16 protein-coding genes and 3 pseudogenes are annotated in these 19,914 nt (G+C 68.0%); 9 read left to right on the plus strand and 10 right to left on the minus strand.

Translation table 11 applies throughout. The features are described 5' to 3' along the window. The first annotated feature begins 32 nt into the window (after positions 1 to 32). Positions 33 to 1,493 (plus strand): carotenoid oxygenase family protein, encoded by a 1,461-nt coding sequence (locus tag IPN02_12660; protein ID MBK9297657.1) that lies wholly within the window; start codon positions 33 to 35, stop codon positions 1,491 to 1,493. Between the two features lie 49 nt (positions 1,494 to 1,542). On the opposite strand, the gene IPN02_12665 is transcribed toward IPN02_12660, so the two are convergent. Beyond that, entirely contained in the window at positions 1,543 to 2,568 is a 1,026-nt protein-coding gene (locus tag IPN02_12665; protein MBK9297658.1) for a glutathione S-transferase C-terminal domain-containing protein, read from the minus strand. Positions 2,569 to 2,704: 136 nt separating this feature from the next. Here IPN02_12665 and IPN02_12670 point away from each other — a divergent pair, with 136 nt between their 5' ends. The 4 genes from IPN02_12670 to IPN02_12685 all read left to right on the plus strand — a co-directional run bounded on the left by IPN02_12670 (position 2,705) and on the right by IPN02_12685 (position 6,951). After that, positions 2,705 to 3,493 (plus strand): hypothetical protein, encoded by a 789-nt coding sequence (locus IPN02_12670; GenBank protein MBK9297659.1) that lies wholly within the window; start codon positions 2,705 to 2,707, stop codon positions 3,491 to 3,493. Between the two features lie 237 nt (positions 3,494 to 3,730). Next, positions 3,731 to 4,942, plus strand: coding sequence for an acyl-CoA dehydrogenase (locus IPN02_12675; protein ID MBK9297660.1), 1,212 nt, complete (start codon positions 3,731 to 3,733; stop codon positions 4,940 to 4,942). A gap of 711 nt (positions 4,943 to 5,653) precedes the next feature. Next, entirely contained in the window at positions 5,654 to 6,331 is a 678-nt protein-coding gene (locus IPN02_12680) for an alpha/beta fold hydrolase (GenBank protein ID MBK9297661.1), read from the plus strand. Positions 6,332 to 6,396: 65 nt separating this feature from the next. Beyond that, the gene (locus tag IPN02_12685) at positions 6,397 to 6,951 is read left to right on the plus strand and encodes a DUF4177 domain-containing protein (GenBank protein ID MBK9297662.1); all 555 of its coding nucleotides are present in this window, start codon (positions 6,397 to 6,399) and stop codon (positions 6,949 to 6,951) included. On the opposite strand, the gene IPN02_12690 is transcribed toward IPN02_12685, so the two are convergent. The 3 genes from IPN02_12690 to IPN02_12700 all read right to left on the minus strand — a co-directional run bounded on the left by IPN02_12690 (position 6,948) and on the right by IPN02_12700 (position 9,496). After that, complete coding sequence (locus IPN02_12690) at positions 6,948 to 7,694, minus strand: nitroreductase family protein (protein ID MBK9297663.1); 747 nt, start codon at positions 7,692 to 7,694, stop codon at positions 6,948 to 6,950. The two genes, IPN02_12685 and IPN02_12690, sit on opposite strands and share 4 nt — an antisense overlap. Continuing rightward, positions 7,694 to 8,581, minus strand: a complete 888-nt coding sequence (locus IPN02_12695) for a patatin-like phospholipase family protein (GenBank protein MBK9297664.1) — start codon at positions 8,579 to 8,581, stop codon at positions 7,694 to 7,696. The genes IPN02_12690 and IPN02_12695 overlap by 1 nt, the downstream gene beginning before the upstream one ends. Positions 8,582 to 8,716: 135 nt before the next feature. Next, positions 8,717 to 9,496, minus strand: coding sequence for an enoyl-CoA hydratase/isomerase family protein (locus IPN02_12700; protein MBK9297665.1), 780 nt, complete (start codon positions 9,494 to 9,496; stop codon positions 8,717 to 8,719). Positions 9,497 to 9,632: 136 nt separating this feature from the next. Between IPN02_12700 and IPN02_12705 the strand changes: the two genes are divergently transcribed. Then, positions 9,633 to 11,201 carry an NAD(P)/FAD-dependent oxidoreductase gene (locus IPN02_12705; GenBank protein ID MBK9297666.1) on the plus strand — a complete coding sequence of 523 codons (1,569 nt, stop codon included), beginning with the start codon at positions 9,633 to 9,635 and terminating at the stop codon, positions 11,199 to 11,201. 100 nt (positions 11,202 to 11,301) lie between these two features. Here IPN02_12705 and IPN02_12710 read toward each other — a convergent pair whose 3' ends face one another. Then, positions 11,302 to 11,952: an SDR family oxidoreductase gene (locus IPN02_12710; protein ID MBK9297667.1), complete on the minus strand. Its 651-nt coding sequence runs from the start codon at positions 11,950 to 11,952 to the stop codon at positions 11,302 to 11,304. Between the two features lie 145 nt (positions 11,953 to 12,097). On the opposite strand from IPN02_12710, the gene IPN02_12715 reads away from it, so the two are divergent. Both IPN02_12715 and IPN02_12720 read left to right on the plus strand, forming a co-directional pair. Next, the gene (locus IPN02_12715) at positions 12,098 to 12,583 is read left to right on the plus strand and encodes a nuclear transport factor 2 family protein (protein MBK9297668.1); all 486 of its coding nucleotides are present in this window, start codon (positions 12,098 to 12,100) and stop codon (positions 12,581 to 12,583) included. A gap of 63 nt (positions 12,584 to 12,646) precedes the next feature. Further along, entirely contained in the window at positions 12,647 to 13,015 is a 369-nt protein-coding gene (locus tag IPN02_12720; protein MBK9297669.1) for a nuclear transport factor 2 family protein, read from the plus strand. Positions 13,016 to 13,137: 122 nt separating this feature from the next. Here the strand turns inward: IPN02_12720 and IPN02_12725 are convergent. The 3 genes and pseudogenes from IPN02_12725 to IPN02_12735 form a co-directional block, all read right to left on the minus strand. Next, a pseudogene (locus IPN02_12725) lies at positions 13,138 to 13,478 on the minus strand (hypothetical protein). Between the two features lie 20 nt (positions 13,479 to 13,498). Beyond that, a pseudogene (locus tag IPN02_12730) lies at positions 13,499 to 14,638 on the minus strand (IS630 family transposase). Positions 14,639 to 14,714: 76 nt separating this feature from the next. Beyond that, complete coding sequence (locus IPN02_12735) at positions 14,715 to 16,229, minus strand: hypothetical protein (protein MBK9297670.1); 1,515 nt, start codon at positions 16,227 to 16,229, stop codon at positions 14,715 to 14,717. A 93-nt stretch (positions 16,230 to 16,322) separates the two neighbouring features. Here IPN02_12735 and IPN02_12740 point away from each other — a divergent pair. Next, positions 16,323 to 17,116, plus strand: a pseudogene (locus IPN02_12740) (DsbA family protein). A 130-nt stretch (positions 17,117 to 17,246) separates the two neighbouring features. On the opposite strand, the gene IPN02_12745 reads toward IPN02_12740, so the two are convergent. Then, complete coding sequence (locus IPN02_12745) at positions 17,247 to 18,524, minus strand: cytochrome P450 (GenBank protein MBK9297671.1); 1,278 nt, start codon at positions 18,522 to 18,524, stop codon at positions 17,247 to 17,249. A gap of 81 nt (positions 18,525 to 18,605) precedes the next feature. Then, entirely contained in the window at positions 18,606 to 19,913 is a 1,308-nt protein-coding gene (locus tag IPN02_12750) for an amidohydrolase (GenBank protein MBK9297672.1), read from the minus strand. Between the last annotated feature and the right edge of the window lies 1 nt (position 19,914).

The raw sequence follows: 19,914 nt of genomic DNA on the forward strand, positions 1-19,914 counted from the left end.
CCTGTCGTGACCACCCAGAAAGCGAGTTCATCATGAAGGTCCAAAAGGTTGCCACCTATGCATCCGACCTGCCGGAGAAGGACGATCACCCCTATCGGAGCGGCGCCTGGCGGCCCCAGCACACCGAGTACGACGCCTGGGACCTCGACGTGATCGGTGAGATCCCCGATGACCTGACCGGCACCTACCTGCGCAACACCGAAACGGCTGTGTTCCAGCCGATCAAGCGCTACCATCCCTTCGAGGGCGACGCGATGATCCACTCGATCACCTTCGGGGGCGGTGAGGCCCGCTACGCCAACCGCTTCGTCAAGACCGACGGGTTTCTCGCTGAGCAGCGGGCCGGAAGGTCGTTGTGGGCGGGCATCTCCGAGCATCCGTCCAACGCCACCGCAGAATACGGCTGGGGCGCCCGCGGCATGTTGAAGGATGCGGCCTCCACGGACGTGATCGTGCACCGTGGCGAGGCGTTGGCCAGTTACTACCAGTGCGGCGAGCTGTACCGGCTGGATCCGGTCACGCTCGAGGACCGGGGCGTCAGCAAATGGGGCTGTGAATATTCCGGTCGGGGGGTGGCGGCGCACCCCAAGGTCGATCCTCGAACGGGCGAGCTGATGTTCTTCAACTACACCCGGGACGACCCCAAACTGGGCTACGGCGTGATCGGCGCCGACGGCGAGCTCACCAACTACGTCGAGGTGCCGTTTCCCGGCCCCCGCCAGCCCCACGACATGGCGTTCACCGATAACTGGACGATCCTCAACGCACCGTCGCTTTACTGGAACGAGGAGGCGAGGCAGGCCGGGTACTTCGTCAACAGTTTTCACGAGGACGAGCCGCTGTGGTTTGCCCTCATCCCGCGACACGGCAGCGCAGAGGACGTCCGCTGGTTCGAGGCCGACCCTACATTCATCCTGCACCTGACCAACGCCTACGAGGACGGCGACGAGGTGGTGCTCGACGGCTTCTTCGAACACAACCCGGGCGTGTGGGGCAGCCGGCCGTCCAACCCGCTGTACCCGGGCTTCGATGCCCTGGCCCTCGATGCGATGGATGCCAGGGCGCACCGGTGGCGGTTCAACCTGGTGACCGGCCGGACCACCGAGGCGCCGATGAGCGAGCGCATCTCGGAGTTCCCGATGATCAACGGCGAGCACGCTGGCGTGCGGCACCGCTACAGCTACAACGCTTTGGGCGTGCCGGGCATGTTCGCCTTCAACGGTCTCCTCAAGCACGACCTGGACACCGGCGAGGAGGAGGTGCTCGAAGCCCCGGAGGGCGTGTTCCTCTCCGAGACGGCGATGGCTCCCAGGGATGACAGCGCAAGCGAGGACGACGGCTACCTGCTGACGTTCGTCTCCGACGTGCCCAACGATCGCTCGGAGTGCTGGGTGCTCGACGCTGGGTGCCCGAGCGACGGACCGATCGCCCGCATCAGCCTGCCCGAGCGGATCTCCAGCGGCACGCACTCCACCTGGTCACCGGCAACCTGATCGGACCCGGAGTCCCATGCCGCACAGCGCCCGGTCGGCGTCCGGTGGCTCAGCGTGGCCAGTAGGGGTTGGTGCCGGTACCCGGCAGTTCGTCGTTCGGCGGCGGCCCCGGGGCGGTCCCGTCGCCGAATGGACGGCCACCGAGACGCTCGCGGTCGTGCGGCGTGGCCCACGGGGTCAGGTCGGGGCCGATTGGCACGATCCCCGACGGGTTCAGCTGCCGGTGCACCAGGTAGTAGTGCGCCTTGGTCTGGGGGAAGTCGATCGTGTCGCCGAACCCCGGCGTTTGGAACAACTCGCGGGCGTACCCCCACAGCGCCGGCATCTCCACCAGCTTGTTGCGGTTGCAGCGAAAGTGGTTGTGATAGACGGCATCGAATCGCACCAGGGTCGGCCACAGCCTCACGTCGGCCTCGGTGATCGTGTCGCCAACGAGGAACCGGCGGGTGCCGAGGTGATCCTCGAGTTGGTCGAGCCGGGCGAAGAGCCGATGGTACGCCTCGGAGTAGGCCTCGGCGTCGGTGGCGAACCCGGCCTCGTAGACGGCGTTGTTGACGTCGCGAAAGTTGGCGTCGGACATCGCCATGATCTCGTCGCGATGTTCGGGTGGGAACAGGTCGTGGGCGCCGGGCCGGTGTAGGTCGCTCCACTCCTGGCCGAAGTCCAGGGTCATGTGCTGGAAGTCGTTGGTCACCACTTTGCCGCTGGGGACGTCGACCAACGCCGGCACCGTTACCCCGCTGCCGGCCTCGACGCCCCTGGCCTCGTAGGCCTCGCGCAGCAGGTGGATGCCGAGCACCGGGTCCTTCTCGCCCTCGTCCAGGTTGAACGTCCACGACTCCTCGCCGTGGGTGGGTCCGGCCAACGCCAGCGAGATGCTGCTCTCCAGCCCGTAGAGCCGTCGGGCGATCAGCGCCCGGTTGGCCCAAGGGCACGCACGGGCGGCGGCCAGGCGGTAGCGGCCGGCCTCGACCGGCCACCTCTCGGCGCCGTCACGGGTGATGCGGGTGGTGATGTAGTCGGAGTTGCGCCGATACGCGCCGGTCTCGTCTGCGTCGTCGGTCTCTGCGCTCATCGAGCGGGTCTACCAGCTCTGCCCGGCGCAGCTGTAGCCAAGCGTGCCGACAGGTTCGTACCATGGGTGGAGCCGGGCGGAGGGAACAGCCCAGGGGTGGGCGAGTGCGTGGACCGCCGCTGGCGGGGGTGATCCGATGGGCGTGGCGAGGGTGGGCATGGCGAGGGTGGGCGTGGCGGCCGCCGCGGCGCTGACCGGTGGCGGTGCGGGACTGGCCGCCGAGCTGGTGTGGGCGGGGCGGCGCCCGCTTCCTGAGTTCCCCGATATCGATGTATCCGGCGTCGTTCCCGCCTCGGCGCCGAGTGGTAAGCCGCCGTTGCGCGTCGTCGTGCTGGGCGACAGCACCCTCACCGGGCCCGGGTTGGCCGCCCCGGAGGACATCTGGCTGCGCCAGGCGATCCGCCGTCTTCGGCTCCGCCGCGCCGTCTGCGTTGTGTCGTTGGCGGTCGGCGGTTCCCGCGTGAGCGACGTGGCGGCGCGAGTGGATGAGGCTGCCGTGCTGAAGCCCGACCTGGCGGTGGTGGCGGTGGGCTCCAACGACGTGATCCGCGGGGTGCCCGTCCAGACGCTGGCGCGCAAGCTGGGCTCGGTCGTCGACTCGCTGCTCGATGCCGCCCCGGTGGTGGCGGCGGCAAACATGGGCGACCTGGGCAACGTTCTGCGGTTTCCCGCCCCGTTGAATATCGTGCTGCACATGAGGTCGCGCCAGGCGGCAAGGGCCATCGGGGCGACCATCGAGCGGCGCCGCCGCGCCGTGCTGTTGGACGTGACCCGTTCCAACCCCGCCTTCAGGGACCCGGGTGTCTTCGTGGCGGACCGCTTTCATCCAAACGCAGCCGGTCACGCCGCATGGGCCGATTCGGCACTGCCGGGCATGCGGCTGGCCTTCGATCGGCTGTTTACTGGGCACAGCTCACCAGGCTGACCGCCTGGTCGCAACCCCGGCGCGTTGCCCTCCGCTGACACGACCGGGCGAGTGGCTTGTGGCGTTCGGACGACGTGTGGATGACATCGGCCCTCTGGCCTTCACCCGTCGAGTCCAAGATCGCTGCTGGCGCCTGTGACTTACGATACCCAGTCATGGGGCGACATCGGGCGCTGATGGCCAACGTGCGAGGGGGCAGGGAATGGACGTGGCAGTCAACGACCGTCCGATCATCACGTGAGCGATGAGCGGACCGACGCAATGAACCGCGACGAGTTTGTGGCCCGATGCGAGATCCTGAGCGGTCCGCTGGCCCAGCGTGCGGTGGAGGCCGAGGAGCTACGCCGCCTGCCGGAGGCCACGCTCGCCGACGCCCACGCCGCCGACCTGATGCGGGTCGTGGTGCCCCGGTCGTTGGGCGGCCACGGCCTCGGGCTGGACGCCCTGGCTCACGGCACCAGGGCGATGGCCCGGGGGTGTCCGGCATCTGCGTGGACCCTGTCGTTCCTGATGTTGCACGGCTGGCTGTTATCGAAGCTGCCGGGCGAGGCCCGCGACGAGCTGTTTGCCGGTGGCGTCGTGCCGTTGGCGCCTGCTCCGCTCGCCCCGACGGGCACCATCGAGCCGACCACCGGCCCCGAGGGCGCCGAGGGGTATCGCTTGTCCGGACGTTGGGAGTGGGCGACCGGCGTGTCGCACGCCGACTGGGTGCTCGTTCACGCAGTTCAGACCGAGCCCAGGTTCTCCACTCGCTTCCTGGTGCTGCCGATCGACGAGGTGGAAGTTGAGGATGTGTGGTTCACCTCCGGCATGGCGGCAACCGGCTCCAACACGGTGACGGTGACCGGCCGGTTCGTGCCTGTCCATCGAAGCGTCGACGCCCGGGCCCTCATGTACGGCGAGGGCCAGGGGGCGGTCGCTGCGGACGAGGTTGATGACGACGGCCTGGGCAACCTGGCCGTTCCCCCGGTGCTGGCATTGGTGGCGTCCGCCCCGGCGCTCGGCGCCGCCGAGGCGGCGGTGGACGCGTACCGGAAGCGGCTGAGCGAGCGGGTGTTGGCCTACACGCTGGGCGACAAGGCCGCCGAGCAACCGGCCGCCCAGGTGCGCCTGGCCGCTGCGATCAGCGACCTGGCGTCGGCGGTGGCCCGTTGGGAAAGGGAGGTCGCCACACTTGCAGCAGCGGGTGCTGATGGCGCCGTCACCGAACGGGTGCGAGTCGACTCCAGGCTGGCCGCTACCGCAACGGTGCGGGCCTCCCGAACGATCATCTCGAACGTGTGCGAGGGCGCCGGGGCCAGCGTGTACTTCAGCGACTCGCCGTTGCAACGCCTGCAGCGCGATGTCGAGGTGCTGAAGGGCCACGTCATATTCGACTGGGATCGCACCGCCGAGCTGGCCGGCCGCTTCGCACTCGGTTTCCCGCTCCGCCCCACCGACATGGTGTGAGCTGCTCGTGGCGACGTCTCGAATGAATATTCTGGCGAGATGAACACGACTGGGATGCTGATGCTCGCTTCAGTTCCCGTGATCTTTGCGCTCCACTTCGCTATGAGACGCTCCGCATTGCGAAGCCTTGTTTCTCTTGATGAATTGGTTGAGCGAGGGATCGACATCCGCATGCCCCACGATCTGCTGGGCGCCACCCGGCAGGGGGGTTTTGAACTCAGCCCGAGGTGGCCACACGTCCCAGAAGCGCCGTGTTCCCTTTGGTTCATCCGGACTATGTGGCAGTGGCTTCGGAGGGGGGTCGACCACCGTTCGCGATCCGTCGACCCGATCTCCAGCAAATCACTTGGCATACCCCCGCCAACAGGTGGCCCCGCACCTCGATAGACAGGTTTCAAGTTCGAGGTGGTGCCTTCTTGGACCGGACGTTCTACGCCAAAGGGCCGATTGACCTCATCGTGCGCACCCTGCTCGATGCGGACTTTCCGCTGGAGAGTTGGGGTCTCCTGCGAGTCCAGCGGTGAGGCGTGGCAGGTGTCGTGCTGAAAGGTCAGGGGGCAGGGGGACAAGGTGACGAGGAGATCACCGGTGTCCACCCGGTCGCCGGCGCCGCGTTATCCGACGTAGCGGGCCAGGGCCAGGGCGCCCTCGCAGACCGCGAGCCGGGTGGCGTCGCTGATGCCCGCCGATGGGGCTGCCAGACTGACCCGCATGGCTGTTCCGGTAGTTCTTGTCCACGGCTTTGGCACGTCCTTCGACCTCACCTGGGTGTCCAACGGCTGGGTCGACCTGCTCGGCGACGAGGGGCGTCAGGTAGTCGGGGTGGACCTGCTGGGCCACGGCGCGGCGCCGAAGCCACACGACGTCGATGCCTACGACGACCTGGGGGCACGCGTGGTCGAGGCCCTGCCAGGCGACGGGAAGGTCGACGCGATCGGCTTCTCGCTGGGCGCCAAGACGTTGCTCAAGGTGGTGGCTGCGCACCCGGACCGGTTCCGGTCGCTGATCGTCGCCGGCGTCGGGGCCAACCTGTTCCGCTCCGACGACATGTCGGCGGTGGTCGACGCCGTCCGCAACGGCGACGACGGGGGCAACCCGGTGCTCGGTTACTTCTCGGGCCTGGCGCAGCTGCCCGGCAACGACCGGGAGGCGTTGGCGGCCTGCATGGCCAACGGCGGCGGACGGGTGGGTGCCGAGGAGTTGGCTGCGGTCGGCTGCCCGGTGTTGGTCGTGCTCGGCGAACACGACTTCGTCGCGCCGGCCGACCAGTTGGTCGAAGCGTTGCCCGATGCCCGCGTGGTCACGCTGCCCCGCACCGATCATGCCCGCACGCCCAAATCGTTCGAGTTCATCGACGCAGCGCTGGCCTTTCTCGCCGCCCAGGATTGAAGTATGAGCCGCCATGTTCGGAATCGGCCGGTCCTGTGTCATGCTGAGTTCGTGGAGCGACCCCGATGACGAATCAACCGCTCTGGCAGGACCAGCCATCCCCCGGCGGGATGATCGATGCTTCCGGCCAGTCTCCGGTGCACAGCCAACCGGAAACGCTGAGCGAATCCCCGCAGACGTGCTGGGAATACAAGGTTGTCAGCGCCACCTTCGGGACAAAGCTCGAGGTCGAGCTCAATGCGTGGGGCTCCGACGGGTGGGAAGTAGTTTCCATCGCTGGGATGAGCGGCACTGTCACCGTGACGGGAAACAAGATATTCGTAGTGTTGAAACGGCGAAGCCTGGCTCACGAGGCGGCCGCAACGGCGGCGTCAGAGTACCTCACGACCCTGCGCAACCATTACGGCCCACCGGCGTTCGATCACGTGGCGACCTGTCATGGCGACGGTCTGATGCTGCGGGCCGCCCGTGTGCTGATCGATTCGGGTCAACGACCGAACAACCCCCTGGGGGTGCTCGATGCGGCCTGCACCTTGATGGCAAATCGCAAACCATCAAGCAACGACGCGCAGCTACTTCAGATCGCTTACCTCGACGTCGAGCCGCACGGACGACGCTAGCGGGGGCGGTCTTGATGCGGCGGGCCGGCCTGGGTGAAGCGGGTGCCCGGCGGGTCGTGCGCCCAGGCGGCGGGTTGGGCCCAGCCGTCGTCGAAGACCAGTTCCTCGACCGGCCGCCGCCGGACCGGCCCGTGGTGGCCAGCCGGTCGCCCGAGCGTCAGGGTGGCCGAGATGGCGACCTCCACGGGGATGTCGAGCAGCGCTCGCAGCTCGTCCTCTACGTAGGCGTGCCACATCGTCATCACCCCGCCGTAGCCCAGCGCCCGGGCGGCGAGCAACAGGTTTTGACAGGCGGGGTACACCGATGCGCCCTCGGTGGGCGTGGGGTCGCGATGACGGATCAGGCAGGCCAGTACGACCACCGGGGTCGACTCGAAGTGGTCGACGAAGTGCTCCATCGTGGTGGCCATGCGGGCCTTCGGGCTGTCATCACGGCTTCCGCTGCCGGCGTCGTAGCCGTCTCGGCGTCGCTTCTCGGCCCACAGGGTGCGGAAGCTCTCGCCGAGCAGCGTTTTGGCCTTGATGGCCCGGGGGCCATCGCAAAGCACGACGAAGCGAAACGGCTGACGGTTGCTGCCCGAGGGCGCCCGCGTGGCGTGCCACATGATCGCGGCCAGGTCGTCGTCGTCCACCGGCTCGTCGCGGTAGCGACGGATCGCCCGGGTGGTGGCCAGCCCGTGGAGCAGCCCAACCCGTTCGACGGGTTCAACGCCGGCCGGCCCGGCTTCGTCGCTCGAGCCCATCAGCCGGTTGCGTCCTCGCTCGAGTCCGACCCCTCGCCCTCGGTCTCCTCCGGCATGCCGATCACCTCGGTCGGAAGCTGGTGGCGGTACATGAGGTCGGGGTCGTCGACCGCCATTTTCAGATACCGCCGTGACGGCTCGTAGGCACCGCTGATCAGCTCGCTGGTGTGGTCCAGCTCCAGATGCGAGAAGTCGGCACGGGGCGGGCCGGGCAGGTAGATGACCGGTACGTCGGCGGGTACGAACGACAGCGCCGCACCCGCCTGGCTGTTCTGGGTCAGCGAGATCGACCACTCCATCACTTGCCACAGGTTGGTCGGTCGAGGCGCCGGCTGCCCGGGAAACGTGCAGTCGAGGAGTACGAGCGTGGCGGCCCCCATCGAGAGCGCCTGGCCGATCGGCAGCTTGGCGACCAGACCACCGTCGTACAGCAGCCGGCCCTCATGCTCGACGCCGGGCAGAAAGCCGGGCATGGCTGCGCTGGCGAGCAGCGCCGACTTGGCCGGGCCGGACGTGAGCGCCACCGCAGCACCGGTGTCGACGTCGGTGGCCATCGCCGCAAACGGCACCTCGAGATCCTCGAGGTCGTCCGCCGGCAGGTGGGCATCGATGAACTCGGCCAGGCCGTCGTTTGAGTAGAGGTGGGTCTTGTCGATGCGCAGCGAGCGGATCGACTGCCAGGGCGAACCCGGGAAGATCTGTTCCTTGGTGATCGTCGGCCAGATGTGGGAGAGCCGGTTGGCGCCACCGGCCAGGTCGGACGCGAGGAAGGCGCCATTGAGCGCACCGACCGACGTGCCGACGATCAGATCGGGCTTCACGCCGAACTCTGAGAGGGCCTGCAACATGCCCACCTGGGCGGCACCCAGGCTGGCGCCGCCGCCCATGACAAAGGCGATCGGGCCGGGCAGGTCCAACTTGCGGTTGCCAGCGTTGTTACCTGCGTCGTTGGTTGATGAACTCACCCTAGGAGTGTGGCACCTGCCCGGTTCGGGCGCCCGAGCTGTGAGCGGCCGACGTCGTCAGCGTCCGCCGCGCCCGGCCAGGTAGGCGGACGCCGCAGCGCGGGCCTCCGGGTCGGCGAGGGCCACCGCCAGGTGTGCCGAGGCGGTCCACCCGGACTGGGTGGACACCATGTCCTCGGTGGCCTCCTGGACCTGACGCTTGGTGGTGCGCAGCAGCGAGACCGGCTTGGCGGCCAGTGACGCCGCCAGTTCGTCGGTCTCGATGCGCAGCCGATCGAGGGGCACCACCCGGTTGACCATGCCGAGGCTCTGCGCCTCGACGGCATCGAAGGGGCGACAGGTCATCACCAGCTCGCGGGTGACCGCCGGGCCTACCTCGCGCACCAGGCGGGGGATGCCTCCCCATGCCAGAGGAATACCGAGATCGACCTCTGGGATGGCGAAGCGGGTGTTATCTGCGGCGATGCGCAAGTCGCAGCCGACCGCCAACAGGATGCCGCCTCCGACGCAGTGGCCATGGATGGAGGCGATCGTGATCGCCTCCATGTTCTCGACGGCGTCGACCATGCGATAGCCGAGGTCAACATCGGGTGGGTCGTTCGACGGCCCGCTGATCTCTCGCAGGTCGAAGCCGGCCGAGAAGGCCCGGTCGCCGGCGGAGGTGATGACGACCACCCGTGCGCCCTCGTCGTCGAACCAGCGGGCGGCATGGGCGATCTCGGCCAGCGTGTTCGAGCCCAGCGGGTTGAGCTGGTCGGGCTGGTTAAGCGTCAGCCGGCCGATGCCGTCCGTCAGCTCGACGGTAAGCGTGGAGAAGGCGCCTGCTGTGGATGTCATGGGCCGATCATCGCACCTCGGGGGTTGCGAGGTTTGGCCGATCGCGCATTTCCTCCGCCCTGGACGGCCGACAGGTGGTGGCAGCGTAGAATCTGGTCAGTCGTGCCACAGGGCGGTCAGCAGGGGGACACCAACGATGAGCACACCGGACCAGCATCAGGTGGAGCAGAGCGAGCCGGCTCATTACGACGTTGTGGTGGTGGGCGCGGGTATCTCCGGGATCGGCGCCGCCTATCACCTGGGATCGCTCAGCCCTGACCGGTCCTACGTGATCCTGGAGGGCCGTGACGACCTGGGTGGCACGTGGGACCTGTTCCGCTACCCGGGCGTTCGCTCCGACTCTGACATGCACACGCTTGGCTACAGCTTCAAGCCGTGGAAGGCCGAGAAGTCGATTGCGGATGGGCCCTCGATTCTCGAGTACCTCAACGAGACGGTGGATGAGTACGCCATCCGCGACCACATCCGGTTTCGCACGCTGGTCGAGCGGGCCGAGTGGTCCACCGAGGACGCACGCTGGACCGTCACCACTCGGCGGCGGGCTGCTGCGACCAACGGCTCTGCGACCAACGGCTCGACCCAGACGTTCACCTACACGTGCAACTTCCTGTTCATGTGCTCGGGTTACTACAGCTACCGGAAGGGCCACACCCCCGACTTCCCCGGCCGGGATCGCTATCAGGGCCGCGTCGTCCACCCCCAGTACTGGCCTGATGACCTCGACTACGAGGGCAAACGGGTGGTGATCATCGGCTCGGGCGCAACAGCGGTCACGCTGGTGCCGTCGATGGCCGCCAGCGCCGAGCAGGTCACGATGCTGCAGCGTTCGCCCACCTATCTGATCAGCCGTCCGGCCAAGGATGCTCTGGCCAACACGATGCGGAAGTACCTGCCCGAGCGGATGGCCTACGACCTGGCCCGTCGGAAGAACACCCGCCTGCAGGAGTGGCTCTACCACAAGACCCGAACCGCCCCGAAGCAGGTGAAGGCCCGGTTGCTCAAGATGGTGCAACACGAGCTGGGCAAGGACTACGACGTCGGCACCCACTTCACGCCCACCTACGACCCGTGGGATCAGCGGCTGTGCCTGGTGCCCGACGGCGACTTTTTCAAGGCGATCCGTTCGGGTGCCGCCGACGTGGTGACCGATCAGATCGACACGTTTACCGAGACCGGCATTCTGCTCGCCTCCGGCCGGGAGCTTCCGGCCGACGTGATCGTCACCGCCACCGGACTGGAGCTGGTGACGTTGGGCGAGGTCGACTTTGTCGTCGACGGCAAACCGGTCGACTTCGCCGACACCTGGACCTACAAGGGGCTTGCCTACTCCGACGTGCCCAACCTGGTGTCGTCGTTCGGCTACGTCAACGCCTCCTGGACGCTGCGGGCCGACCTGACGTGTGAGTACGTGGCCCGGTTGCTCAACCACCTGCGCGATTCCGGCACCGACATCGCCACGCCCCGCCTGCGCCCCAGCGATGCCGACATGCCGGCTCGCCCGTGGATCGACGACTTCTCGGCCGGCTACATCCAGCGGATGCTGCCGTTTCTGCCCAAGCAGGGCGATCGCGAACCGTGGGTCAACACCCAGCGCTACTCCGAGGACAAGGTGCTGATCCGTGAGGCGCCGATCGACGACGGCGTGATGACCTTCACGTCGGCGGCTGTCCCATCCGGCGCCCGCGCCTCGGCGCCGGTTGCGTAACGAGGCGGTCGCTCGTCGGGGTCGGCGCTTCGACCGGGCGAAGTGGCTCCACCTCGGAGGCTGACGAGCTGGCTCACCGGTCGACGGGATGAGCCCGGGCTCAGGTGTGAGCGGACGTCACCGCTTGGCCGACCGGCGTCGTCCCGGCGGTCAGCTGAACGGTGGAACCGAGGGGGGTTCCCTCGAGCAGCAGCGCCTGAAGCACGGCGGCCACATCGGATCGGGCGATCGCACCGCCGTCGGCGTCGGGCGTCAGCGTGACCGTGCCCACCGGGTCGTCGTCGGTCAGCGACGTTGGGCGGACGATGCTGTAGCCCAGGCCGCTGGACCGGAGGGCGTCGTCGGCCTGGCCCTTGGCCCGCAGGTAGGCATCGAACACCTCGTCCCCGTCGTGGTCCGCGTTTGCTCCCATCGAGCTGACCATGACGTAGTGGGCGACGTCATGTCGCTTGGCGGCTTCGATGAGGGCGACGGCACCAAGGTGATCGACGCTCTCCTTGCGGGCGGCACCGCTGCCCGGGCCCGAGCCGGCTGCGAACACGACGGCGTCGACGTCGCCGACGGCGTCGGCCAGCTGGTCGGCGGTCGTGTCCTCAAGGTCGACCAGCACCGGCTGGCCGCCCACCGCCTCGATGTCGACGAACTGATCCTGCTTGCGCACCAGTGACCGGACATGATGGCCCTCGGCGGCCAAAAGGCGGGTGAGATGGCGTGCGATCGTTCCGTGTCCACCGGCGATGGTGATCTTCATGTGAGCTCCAAGATGATGCTGTGTGCGACACGCGGGCCGCCCAAGGAGTATGCCCGTTCCCGAGACGGTGAAACATTGGCCGACCTCGCGGCGGTCAAACCGGCGCAGCAACCGCCGCGTCGGGGTGGACCCGTAGGGTCAGGACATGGGCGTATCGCTGACCGACGATGTTGTAGCGATCGGGCGCCTCAACGCTGCGTATGCCGACGTCATCACCCGCCGGGCGTTCGTCGAGTTGGGCGACCTGATGCTGCCCGGATGCAGCGTGCACTTGGACCTGGTGTCCGCTCCTGCCCGCACGCTTGCCGGGCCTGAGGCCCTCGCCGGGATGCTGAGATCGGCGATGGATCGCTTCGATCACTTCATGTTCGTGATCCGAAACAGCGTGGTCGATGTCGACGTTGCCGCCGGCTTGGCCGTAGGCCGCATGTTCATGAGTGAAATCCGCCACGACCGATCCGTCGAGGTCTGGGAAGAGACCCACGGCATGTATGAGGACGACTACCTCCGAGTCGACGGGCGTTGGTGGTTTGCCGAGCGGCACTACCGCTCGCTGGCGCGCAACGCCCCCGAGTCGGTCGTGCTGGGTCTCCCCGACAGCCTGCGCCACGGGAAGCGGCCCGGCCGCTGAGGTTCACCGGCGCGCTGGGGGCTTCACGACCTACGGTGAGCGTCCAACAAGGGGGAGGCGACGATGAGCCATGCGCGGGAAGAGGTCGAGGCGGCGGTGACCCGGCTGATCGAGTTGCGTGATCGCATCAGCGACGGCGATGGGCGCTGGGTCGACCTCGCCCCGCTGTTCACCGACGACGTCGTGTACGTCGATCCGGCGTGGGGTCGCATCGAGGGGATCGACGCGGTGCGGGCCGAGGTGCTCGGCGAAGCGATGGACGGACTCGACTGGCGTTTCCCAACGGACCACTATCTGATCGACGGCGACACGGTGTTGATCAAGTGGCGCCAGGTGATTCCCGGGGCCGGCGGAACCGACTTCGAGCAGTCCGGCTATTCGCACTCATCTATGCGGGTGACGGCCGGTTTCGCTACAACGAGGATCAGCTGAACATGGCCCACGTCATCGAGGACCTCGGCGCCAGCGGATGGCGGCCCCCGGCGGGCATGACCATGACGATGCCGCCCGCCTCGCCCAACCGCGACTTCTCGATCCCCGACCCGAGCTAGTGGTCATGCCTGTTTGTTCGTCGGTGTTTGGAGTGGGGTGAGGTAGAGCCCGGCGGCGCAGTCGAGTGCGTCTTCGGGTGTGCCTGCGGTTTGGCCGGTGGGTAGGAAGCTGTTTTGGTAGTCGTCGTGGCTGGCCCGGTAGAACGCGAACCCCACATCGGCGCGGAGCCTGCGTATCGGAGACGGCATGGCGCGATGGTGTCACCGTCTGGGTCGACGGCGTCGATGTAGGCGAACTGGCCTCGGAAACGGGTTTTGATCTGGTGGTCTGGCCATATGTCGGCCGCGTAGGCGCGGAGGCGTTGGGTGAGACCGGTTTTGGTTGATTCGGGTGGGGTGGCCATGGGTGTCCAGTCTGGTCGTCTCAGGCGGCGAGGGTCCTCTGGCGGGCTTCGATCCGTTCGCAGAGGGCAAGGAGGTCGGTGCGGGTGAACGTCCAGTTGAACGGCCGGGGGTCCTCGTTGTAGCGGGTCTCGAACCCGCGGAGTCGTTCGGCGAGTTCGTCGAGGTCAGCAAAGTTGACCGGTCGGATTGCTTTGCGGGCGATGATCGAGAACACGACCTCGATCTGGTTCAGCCACGAAGCGTGGACGGGCAGGTGGACCAGGGTGGCGGTCGGCCAGGCGTTGGTCATCCGATCGACGGTTGTCCGCGGTGTGACGATCCGTTGTCGACCACCCAGAACACCCGTCGGGCTGACGCGTACGGTTCGGTGGTCATCACTTTGGTGACGAGTTCCTCAAACGGGACGATCCCGGTCTTCTCAGCGATTGTGCCGATCAGTCGGCCGTGGTGGACGTCGTAGGCGCCCATGTAAGCGAGTGTGCCGTGGCGTTGGTATTCGAACTCGACCCGCCTCGTCCGGCCGGGTGCGCAGTCGAGGTCGGGGTGGCGTCGTTCCAACGCTTGGAGTTGGGACTTCTCGTCAGCTGAGATCACATAGTCGTCCGGGCCCAACGGTTCGCCTTCCCACAGGCGTTCGTAGAGGTCCAACACCCGCCCGGCCTTCGTAGCGAAGTCAGGATCGCGAGGGAAGATCCACGACCGGAACTGCCACGGCTTGATCGGGTCGGCCGACCAGCCAGCGGCGCACCGTTGAGGACGACAAGCTCTCGCAGAAGCCCTCGTCGACAGCCTTTACAGCGAGGTCGGCCGACGACCAGCGCGATAACGGTTCCCCATGAGCCGACGGCGGTTCGCACGCCAACGCCTTCACCCCGGCCACCACCTCGGCGTCATGGACCCGGGGCCGCCCAGAACGTTTCCGGTCCCCGAGTCCTGGGAGGCCTTCCTCGCAGAACCGTTTCCGCCAACGCGACACCACGTCCACATGAACACCCAACGCGGCAGCGATATCGATGTTCCGGTCGCCGTCGGCAGCCATCAACACGATCCGGGCCCGAACCACCTCACCATGCGAAGCGGAATAGGAACCAGAACGGCGGCCCAGCACGGCCCTCACCTCCTCGGTCAACACCACCACAAACGGGGAACTACGCGACACACCGACCTCCCGGCAGCCACCGCCCGCCTACCAAGATCACCCCCAACTTACACCGACGTAATTATCGGCATGCCCACTAGCCGCCAGTCGGCGCGCCGGAATCGTCGCCGGAATCGACGGCGGTGTCCAAGGCGTCGAACAGCGGAAACATGGAGTCGTCGTCGCCCAGGTCGAAGCCCAGTTCGTCGGCCATCGCCTCGATGCCATCGCTCAGCGACTGCTCCCACAGCTCGGCCGGATCGACGTCGGGGTTGAGGTGGGTCTCGAGGCGCAGCAGCGCCTCGTCGGTGATCGACCCCGGCCAGCCCTTGAGCCGATGGGCATAACGGATCCAGGCCTCGACCACGCGGGTGAGCGCCTCGTCGTCCTCGTCGGAGGCGATCTCGGTGCGCAGATACCAGTCCAGGAACGCTGCGACCACCGCCGGCGACCAGCGATGCGCGTCGCCATCCGAGCGCTGCTCGACGTAGTCGAAGAAGCGTTCGACCAGCTCGCGAACCTCGGCCTCGCCGGTGTCGCCGTCGACGCCGCTGTCCTCGTCGGCCAGGCCGGCGGCCTCCGGCGAAGCAAGAAAGGCAGTGGCGGCATCCGCTCGCTGGGCATCGCTCGATCGGGTGACGTCCGCTGGCGGCGCCAGCGTGATCGTGTCGAGTACCAGCCCGGCCAGCGGTGCCAAGCTGTCGAACCCGGGTTGCAGCGGGGCGTCGGCGTCGGCACCGGCGATGGCGATGCCGTCGCTCAGGGTCCGAGCGGTCTCGCCCACGTCCGCCGGTTCGAGATAGCGAATCGTGTCGGCCAGGTACGGGCGGTCGCCGGGACCGACGAGGTAGCCGGTTCCGGGGGTATACACCTCGGTGAACTCGTCGAGGGTGGCGAGCACCAGGTCGTTGACGAACGGGCCCTCGGTGAGGATGAGGCTGCCGAACAGCACCCGGTTCTCCCATTCGCCGGGCCAGGCCAGCTCGATCCCCAGGTTGAGGGAGTCGCCCAGTAGGTCGCCGGCTCGCCAGGCGCCCACCGGCGTCGCTTGCCAGATGGCGTCCGCCCATGCCGGTGGGGTCGTGCGGCCGTCGGCCCGATCGAGCGCCGACCGAATGTCGTCGGCGGCGGCCGCGTCGACAAAGGGCACCAGCGAGCGTAAGCAGTCGATGTAGGCGGCTCGGGGGCGAACGCGTTCCGCCTCGGCGAGCAGGGAGACGGCTACCGAGACCATCTCGAGGCCCCGGACGCGGTCGTCGGGGCCGGGCGGTGCGCCGCCGAATTCGTCCTCGTCGTCGGCGCCGGCCGCCGCCATCGCCATGATCGACACGAACTCCGAGGCGAGCTCCTCAGCTTCAGCCGGGTGGGTCTCGCGACGTGACTCGATCGCCTCGGCCATGGCGGAGAACACCGAGTGCACGTCCGGCTCCAGGTCCGAGCCGCCGTCGCCCAGCTTGCCCGGGTCGGTCCAACGCTCCCCGGGCCCCGCGGCATCGGCCCACAGATCGAGGTCGGGCGGCACCGCTCCCGCCCCGCTGGTCCCCTGGGCCTGCTTGGGTGGGGTCACCCGGCCGCCCTGGCGCTTCCGGTTGGGCTTGCGCTTGCGAGACATCGTCCCAGTCTGGCAGCGCCGCCCGGCCACGCCGATGGTGGCCCCCTCGATGCGGTTCTACTTCGGTAGCGTCTCCGGTGAAAGGGGCACCAGATGACCGATCATGCAACCGATAGCGCGACGCCGGCACCTACCAGCGTCGACTTCCACTTCGACGTGCTGTGCCCGTTCGCCTACCAACGTCCAAGTGGATCCGTTCGGTGCGCGATGAGCTGGGCATCACCGTCAACTGGAAGTTCTTCAGCCTGGAGGAGATCAACCGGGTGGAGGGCAAAAAGCACCCGTGGGAGCGGGAGTGGAGCTACGGCTGGTCGATCATGCGCATCGGTGCGTTGCTGCGTCGGCGCAGCAACGACGACCTCGACCGCTGGTACGAGCGCACCGGACGGGCGCTGCACGAGGAGGGCCACCGCCCGCACGATCCGGAGGTGGCCCGTCTCCTGCTCGAGGAGCTGGGCCTCGATCCGGGCCTGGTCGACGAGGCGCTCGCCGATGCGTCCACCCACGACGAGGTGCGCGCCGACCACGACAGGGTGGTCGCCTCCGGCGGGTACGGCGTTCCGACGCTGTTCTTCACCGACTCGGCCTTCGGTGGACCCGAGTTCGGTGAGCGCTGCCTGTTCGGTCCGGTGTTGATCAACCCGCCGAGCGGCGACGCCGCGGTGCGCCTGTGGCATGCGGTGACCGCCTGGTGCGAGTTCCCCGACCTCTTCGAGCTGCAACAGCCCAAGACCACAGCTGACGAGATGCGTATCGTCAACACGTTTACGCCCTACCTGGAGGCCCGCGACTGGGTCAGCATCAACCGGGGCAAGGTGATCAGCCTCACCGACGACGGCTTCACAGCGGAACGCAACGCCGACGGTTCCCCGCTCAGCGAGGAGTGACCACAGTGATCGCTCCCGCGGTCGAACTGGGTGCGATCGCTGTGGCCCGTCCCACAGTGATCACACCCAGATGGGACATGGGTGTCATCGCTGTGGGTCGGCGTGGCAAGGGACCCTTGGTCGGGCGAGCTCAGGGCCGCGGAGTGATCGTGGCCCGCACCGGGAGGGAGGTGAGGCCGCGGAGAAACATGCGGGTGGCCACCACCGGTTCGCCGACGACCTCCAGGCCGACCAGGCGATCGAGGATGGCGTCGAACGCCACCTCGGCCTGAAGCCGGGCGAGATGCGAACCCAGGCAGGCATGTGCACCGGCGCCGAACTGCAGGTGCTTCGACGCGTCGGGTCGGGCGATGCGCACGACCTCGGAATCGTCGCCCCAGAAGCGGGGGTCGCGGTTGGCGGACGCCAGGCCGGCGTAGACGACCGCCCCGGCTGGCAGCTCCACCCCGCTGAGCGTGGTGGGCCGGGTGGTGATGCGGCGGGTGAACTGGTTGGGACCGTCATAGCGCAACAGCTCGGCGATGGCGTTGCGCATGAGGCTGCGGTCGCTGCGCAGCGACTCGAGCTGGTCGGGGTGCCGGGTGAGCGCCAGGGTGCCGTTGCCGATCAACACCGACGTCGGCTCGTGCCCCGCCATGTACAAGGTGACCAGTTGGCTCATCAGGTCGAGGTCGTTCAAGCGTTCGCCGTCGATCTCGGCGTGAACCAGGTGCGACATCAGGTCGTCGGCGGGGTGGGCCCGCTTCAGCTCGGCCTGGTCGGCCAGGTAGGCGCACATCTCATCGAGGCCGGCCAGGCACTCGTCGCGCTCGTCGTCGGGCAGCACCGGGTCGACCGACCGGGCGACGCATTGGGTCCAGTGCCGAAACTTGGGACCGTCCTCGGCCGGCACGCCGAGCATCTCCGAGAAGATCTCGACCGGCAGTGGGTAGGCGAAGTCCTCGACCAGGTCGAAGTCGACCGGTACCGCTGCGCCCCTCGTGCTGGGGCCCCCGACGGTGCGGCCGCGCTCGGCGAGCACGTCGAGCGCTGCGTGCATCCGCTCGTGCACCCGTCCTCGGAGCGCCTCGATCGCGCTCGCCCGAAACGGCGTGGCCATCAGCCGGCGGGTGCGGGCGTGGTCGGGGTCGTCCATCATCACGACGGTGCGGCCCGCCCGGGGCTGCTCGGCCAGGCGCTGCAGCTCGATCTCGGTGACCGGCGTCGGGGTGGCGCTGTGCACCGACGAGGAGACGGTCGGATCCCGGAGGAGCGCCACCACGTCGTCGTGACGGGTGACCACCCAGCCGCACAACAGCTCGGAGTACTGCACCGGGTCGTCGTCGCGCAGCGCCGCATACAGCTCGTAGGGCGTCTCGGTGAACGAGGGATCGAACGGGTTGAACTGCGGAGGCGCCGCTGTGCTCATCAGGCGCCGGCCCTCATGTCCAGCGTGCGGTGACTGGGGCTCATGAGGTGGGAGCGGACGCGTCGCTGATGCGGGCGCTGCTCATGACGCTGGGGTCGCAGTGGGCCAGGTCTCGATGCCGGTGCGCCAGGGTCGCCCGGCGCGCTTGGCGTCGGCCCACTTGGCTTCCACGTCGGCCGGGCTCATCGCCCCGGCCTGTCCCAGCTCGGCCGGGGTTGGGCCTACCTTGTCGGCCAGCGGCCGCAGCGCGTCCAGATCGAAGCCGTACACTTCGGCGGCGTTGCCACCGAGCATGGCGGCGGTCTCATCAGCGGGGATGTCCCAGAACACGTCGGCCAAAAACTCTCGGGTGTGGGGCCAGGTGCCCTCCGGATGCGGGAAGTCGTTGCCCCAGCAGATGTTGCCGACGCCGATCTCGTAGCGGCGGGCCATCTCCCGGCGCAGCGTGTTGCTGGCACCGATAAAGCAGTTGCGGTCGAAGTACTCGCTGGGCCGCATCGACATGTTGGTCGTCAACTGCTCGCCCAGCTTCTGGGACCCATGGTCCCGCTCGTACACCAGGTCCATGCGCCACAGCAGATCGTTCACCCAGAACGTGCCGCATTCGGTGACGCCGAAGCGCAGGCCGGGGAAGCGCTCGAACACCCCCGACCACAAGAGGAACCACAGCGGCCGGGACGACCAGAAGCGAACTTCGGTGGTGTAAATGCCGATGTGTGGGCCGTAGGACGCCTTGTCGGCCACGCCGGAGTGCACGTGCACCGGCATCTCCAGCTCCTCACACACCGCCCAGATCGGGTCGTACATCGTGTGGTGATAGGGCTGGTGTGGCTGCCACATCGGCGGGATGAGGATGCCGCCCCACAGTCCCGAGGCGTGGGCCCGCCGGATCTCGGCGACCGACTCCTCCACCCCGGCGATAATCGGCACCAGCGCCACCCCGGCCCGGCGCTTGGGGCTGGTGGCGCACAGCTCGGCCAGCCAGCGGTTGTGGGCCGTGGCCCCGGCCAGCAGCAGATCGGGCGGGGTGTCGGCGTTGGAGCCCAGCCCCGCCCCGAAGGGTGCCGAGGCGCCGGAGGTGACCGAGTCGGCGTCGGGGAAGATCACCTCGCCCACCACCCCGTCGTCGGACAACTCGGCGTCGCGCCGCTCGGCGTCCCAGCCGCCCCGCAGCCCCTCGGAGTTCTCGGCGTTCCACTCCTCGGCGAACTCGGTGTTGAGAAAGCCCTGGGCGGCCATCTCCTGTTGCCGGGCCCGGGCGAGGACCGCCTCGTCGAAGGGCTCCCGAAACTCCGGGTCGAGCCACTCGCGATACTCCTCGTTGGGCAGGCCGGCGTGGCAGTCGGCCGAGATGACCAGATACGGGTCGGTGGGCAGGGGTGCAGCCATG

Origin of the sequence: Candidatus Microthrix subdominans (genome assembly GCA_016719385.1) — a bacterium.
In the GTDB taxonomy this organism is placed as follows: Bacteria; Actinomycetota; Acidimicrobiia; order Acidimicrobiales; family Microtrichaceae; genus Microthrix; species Microthrix subdominans.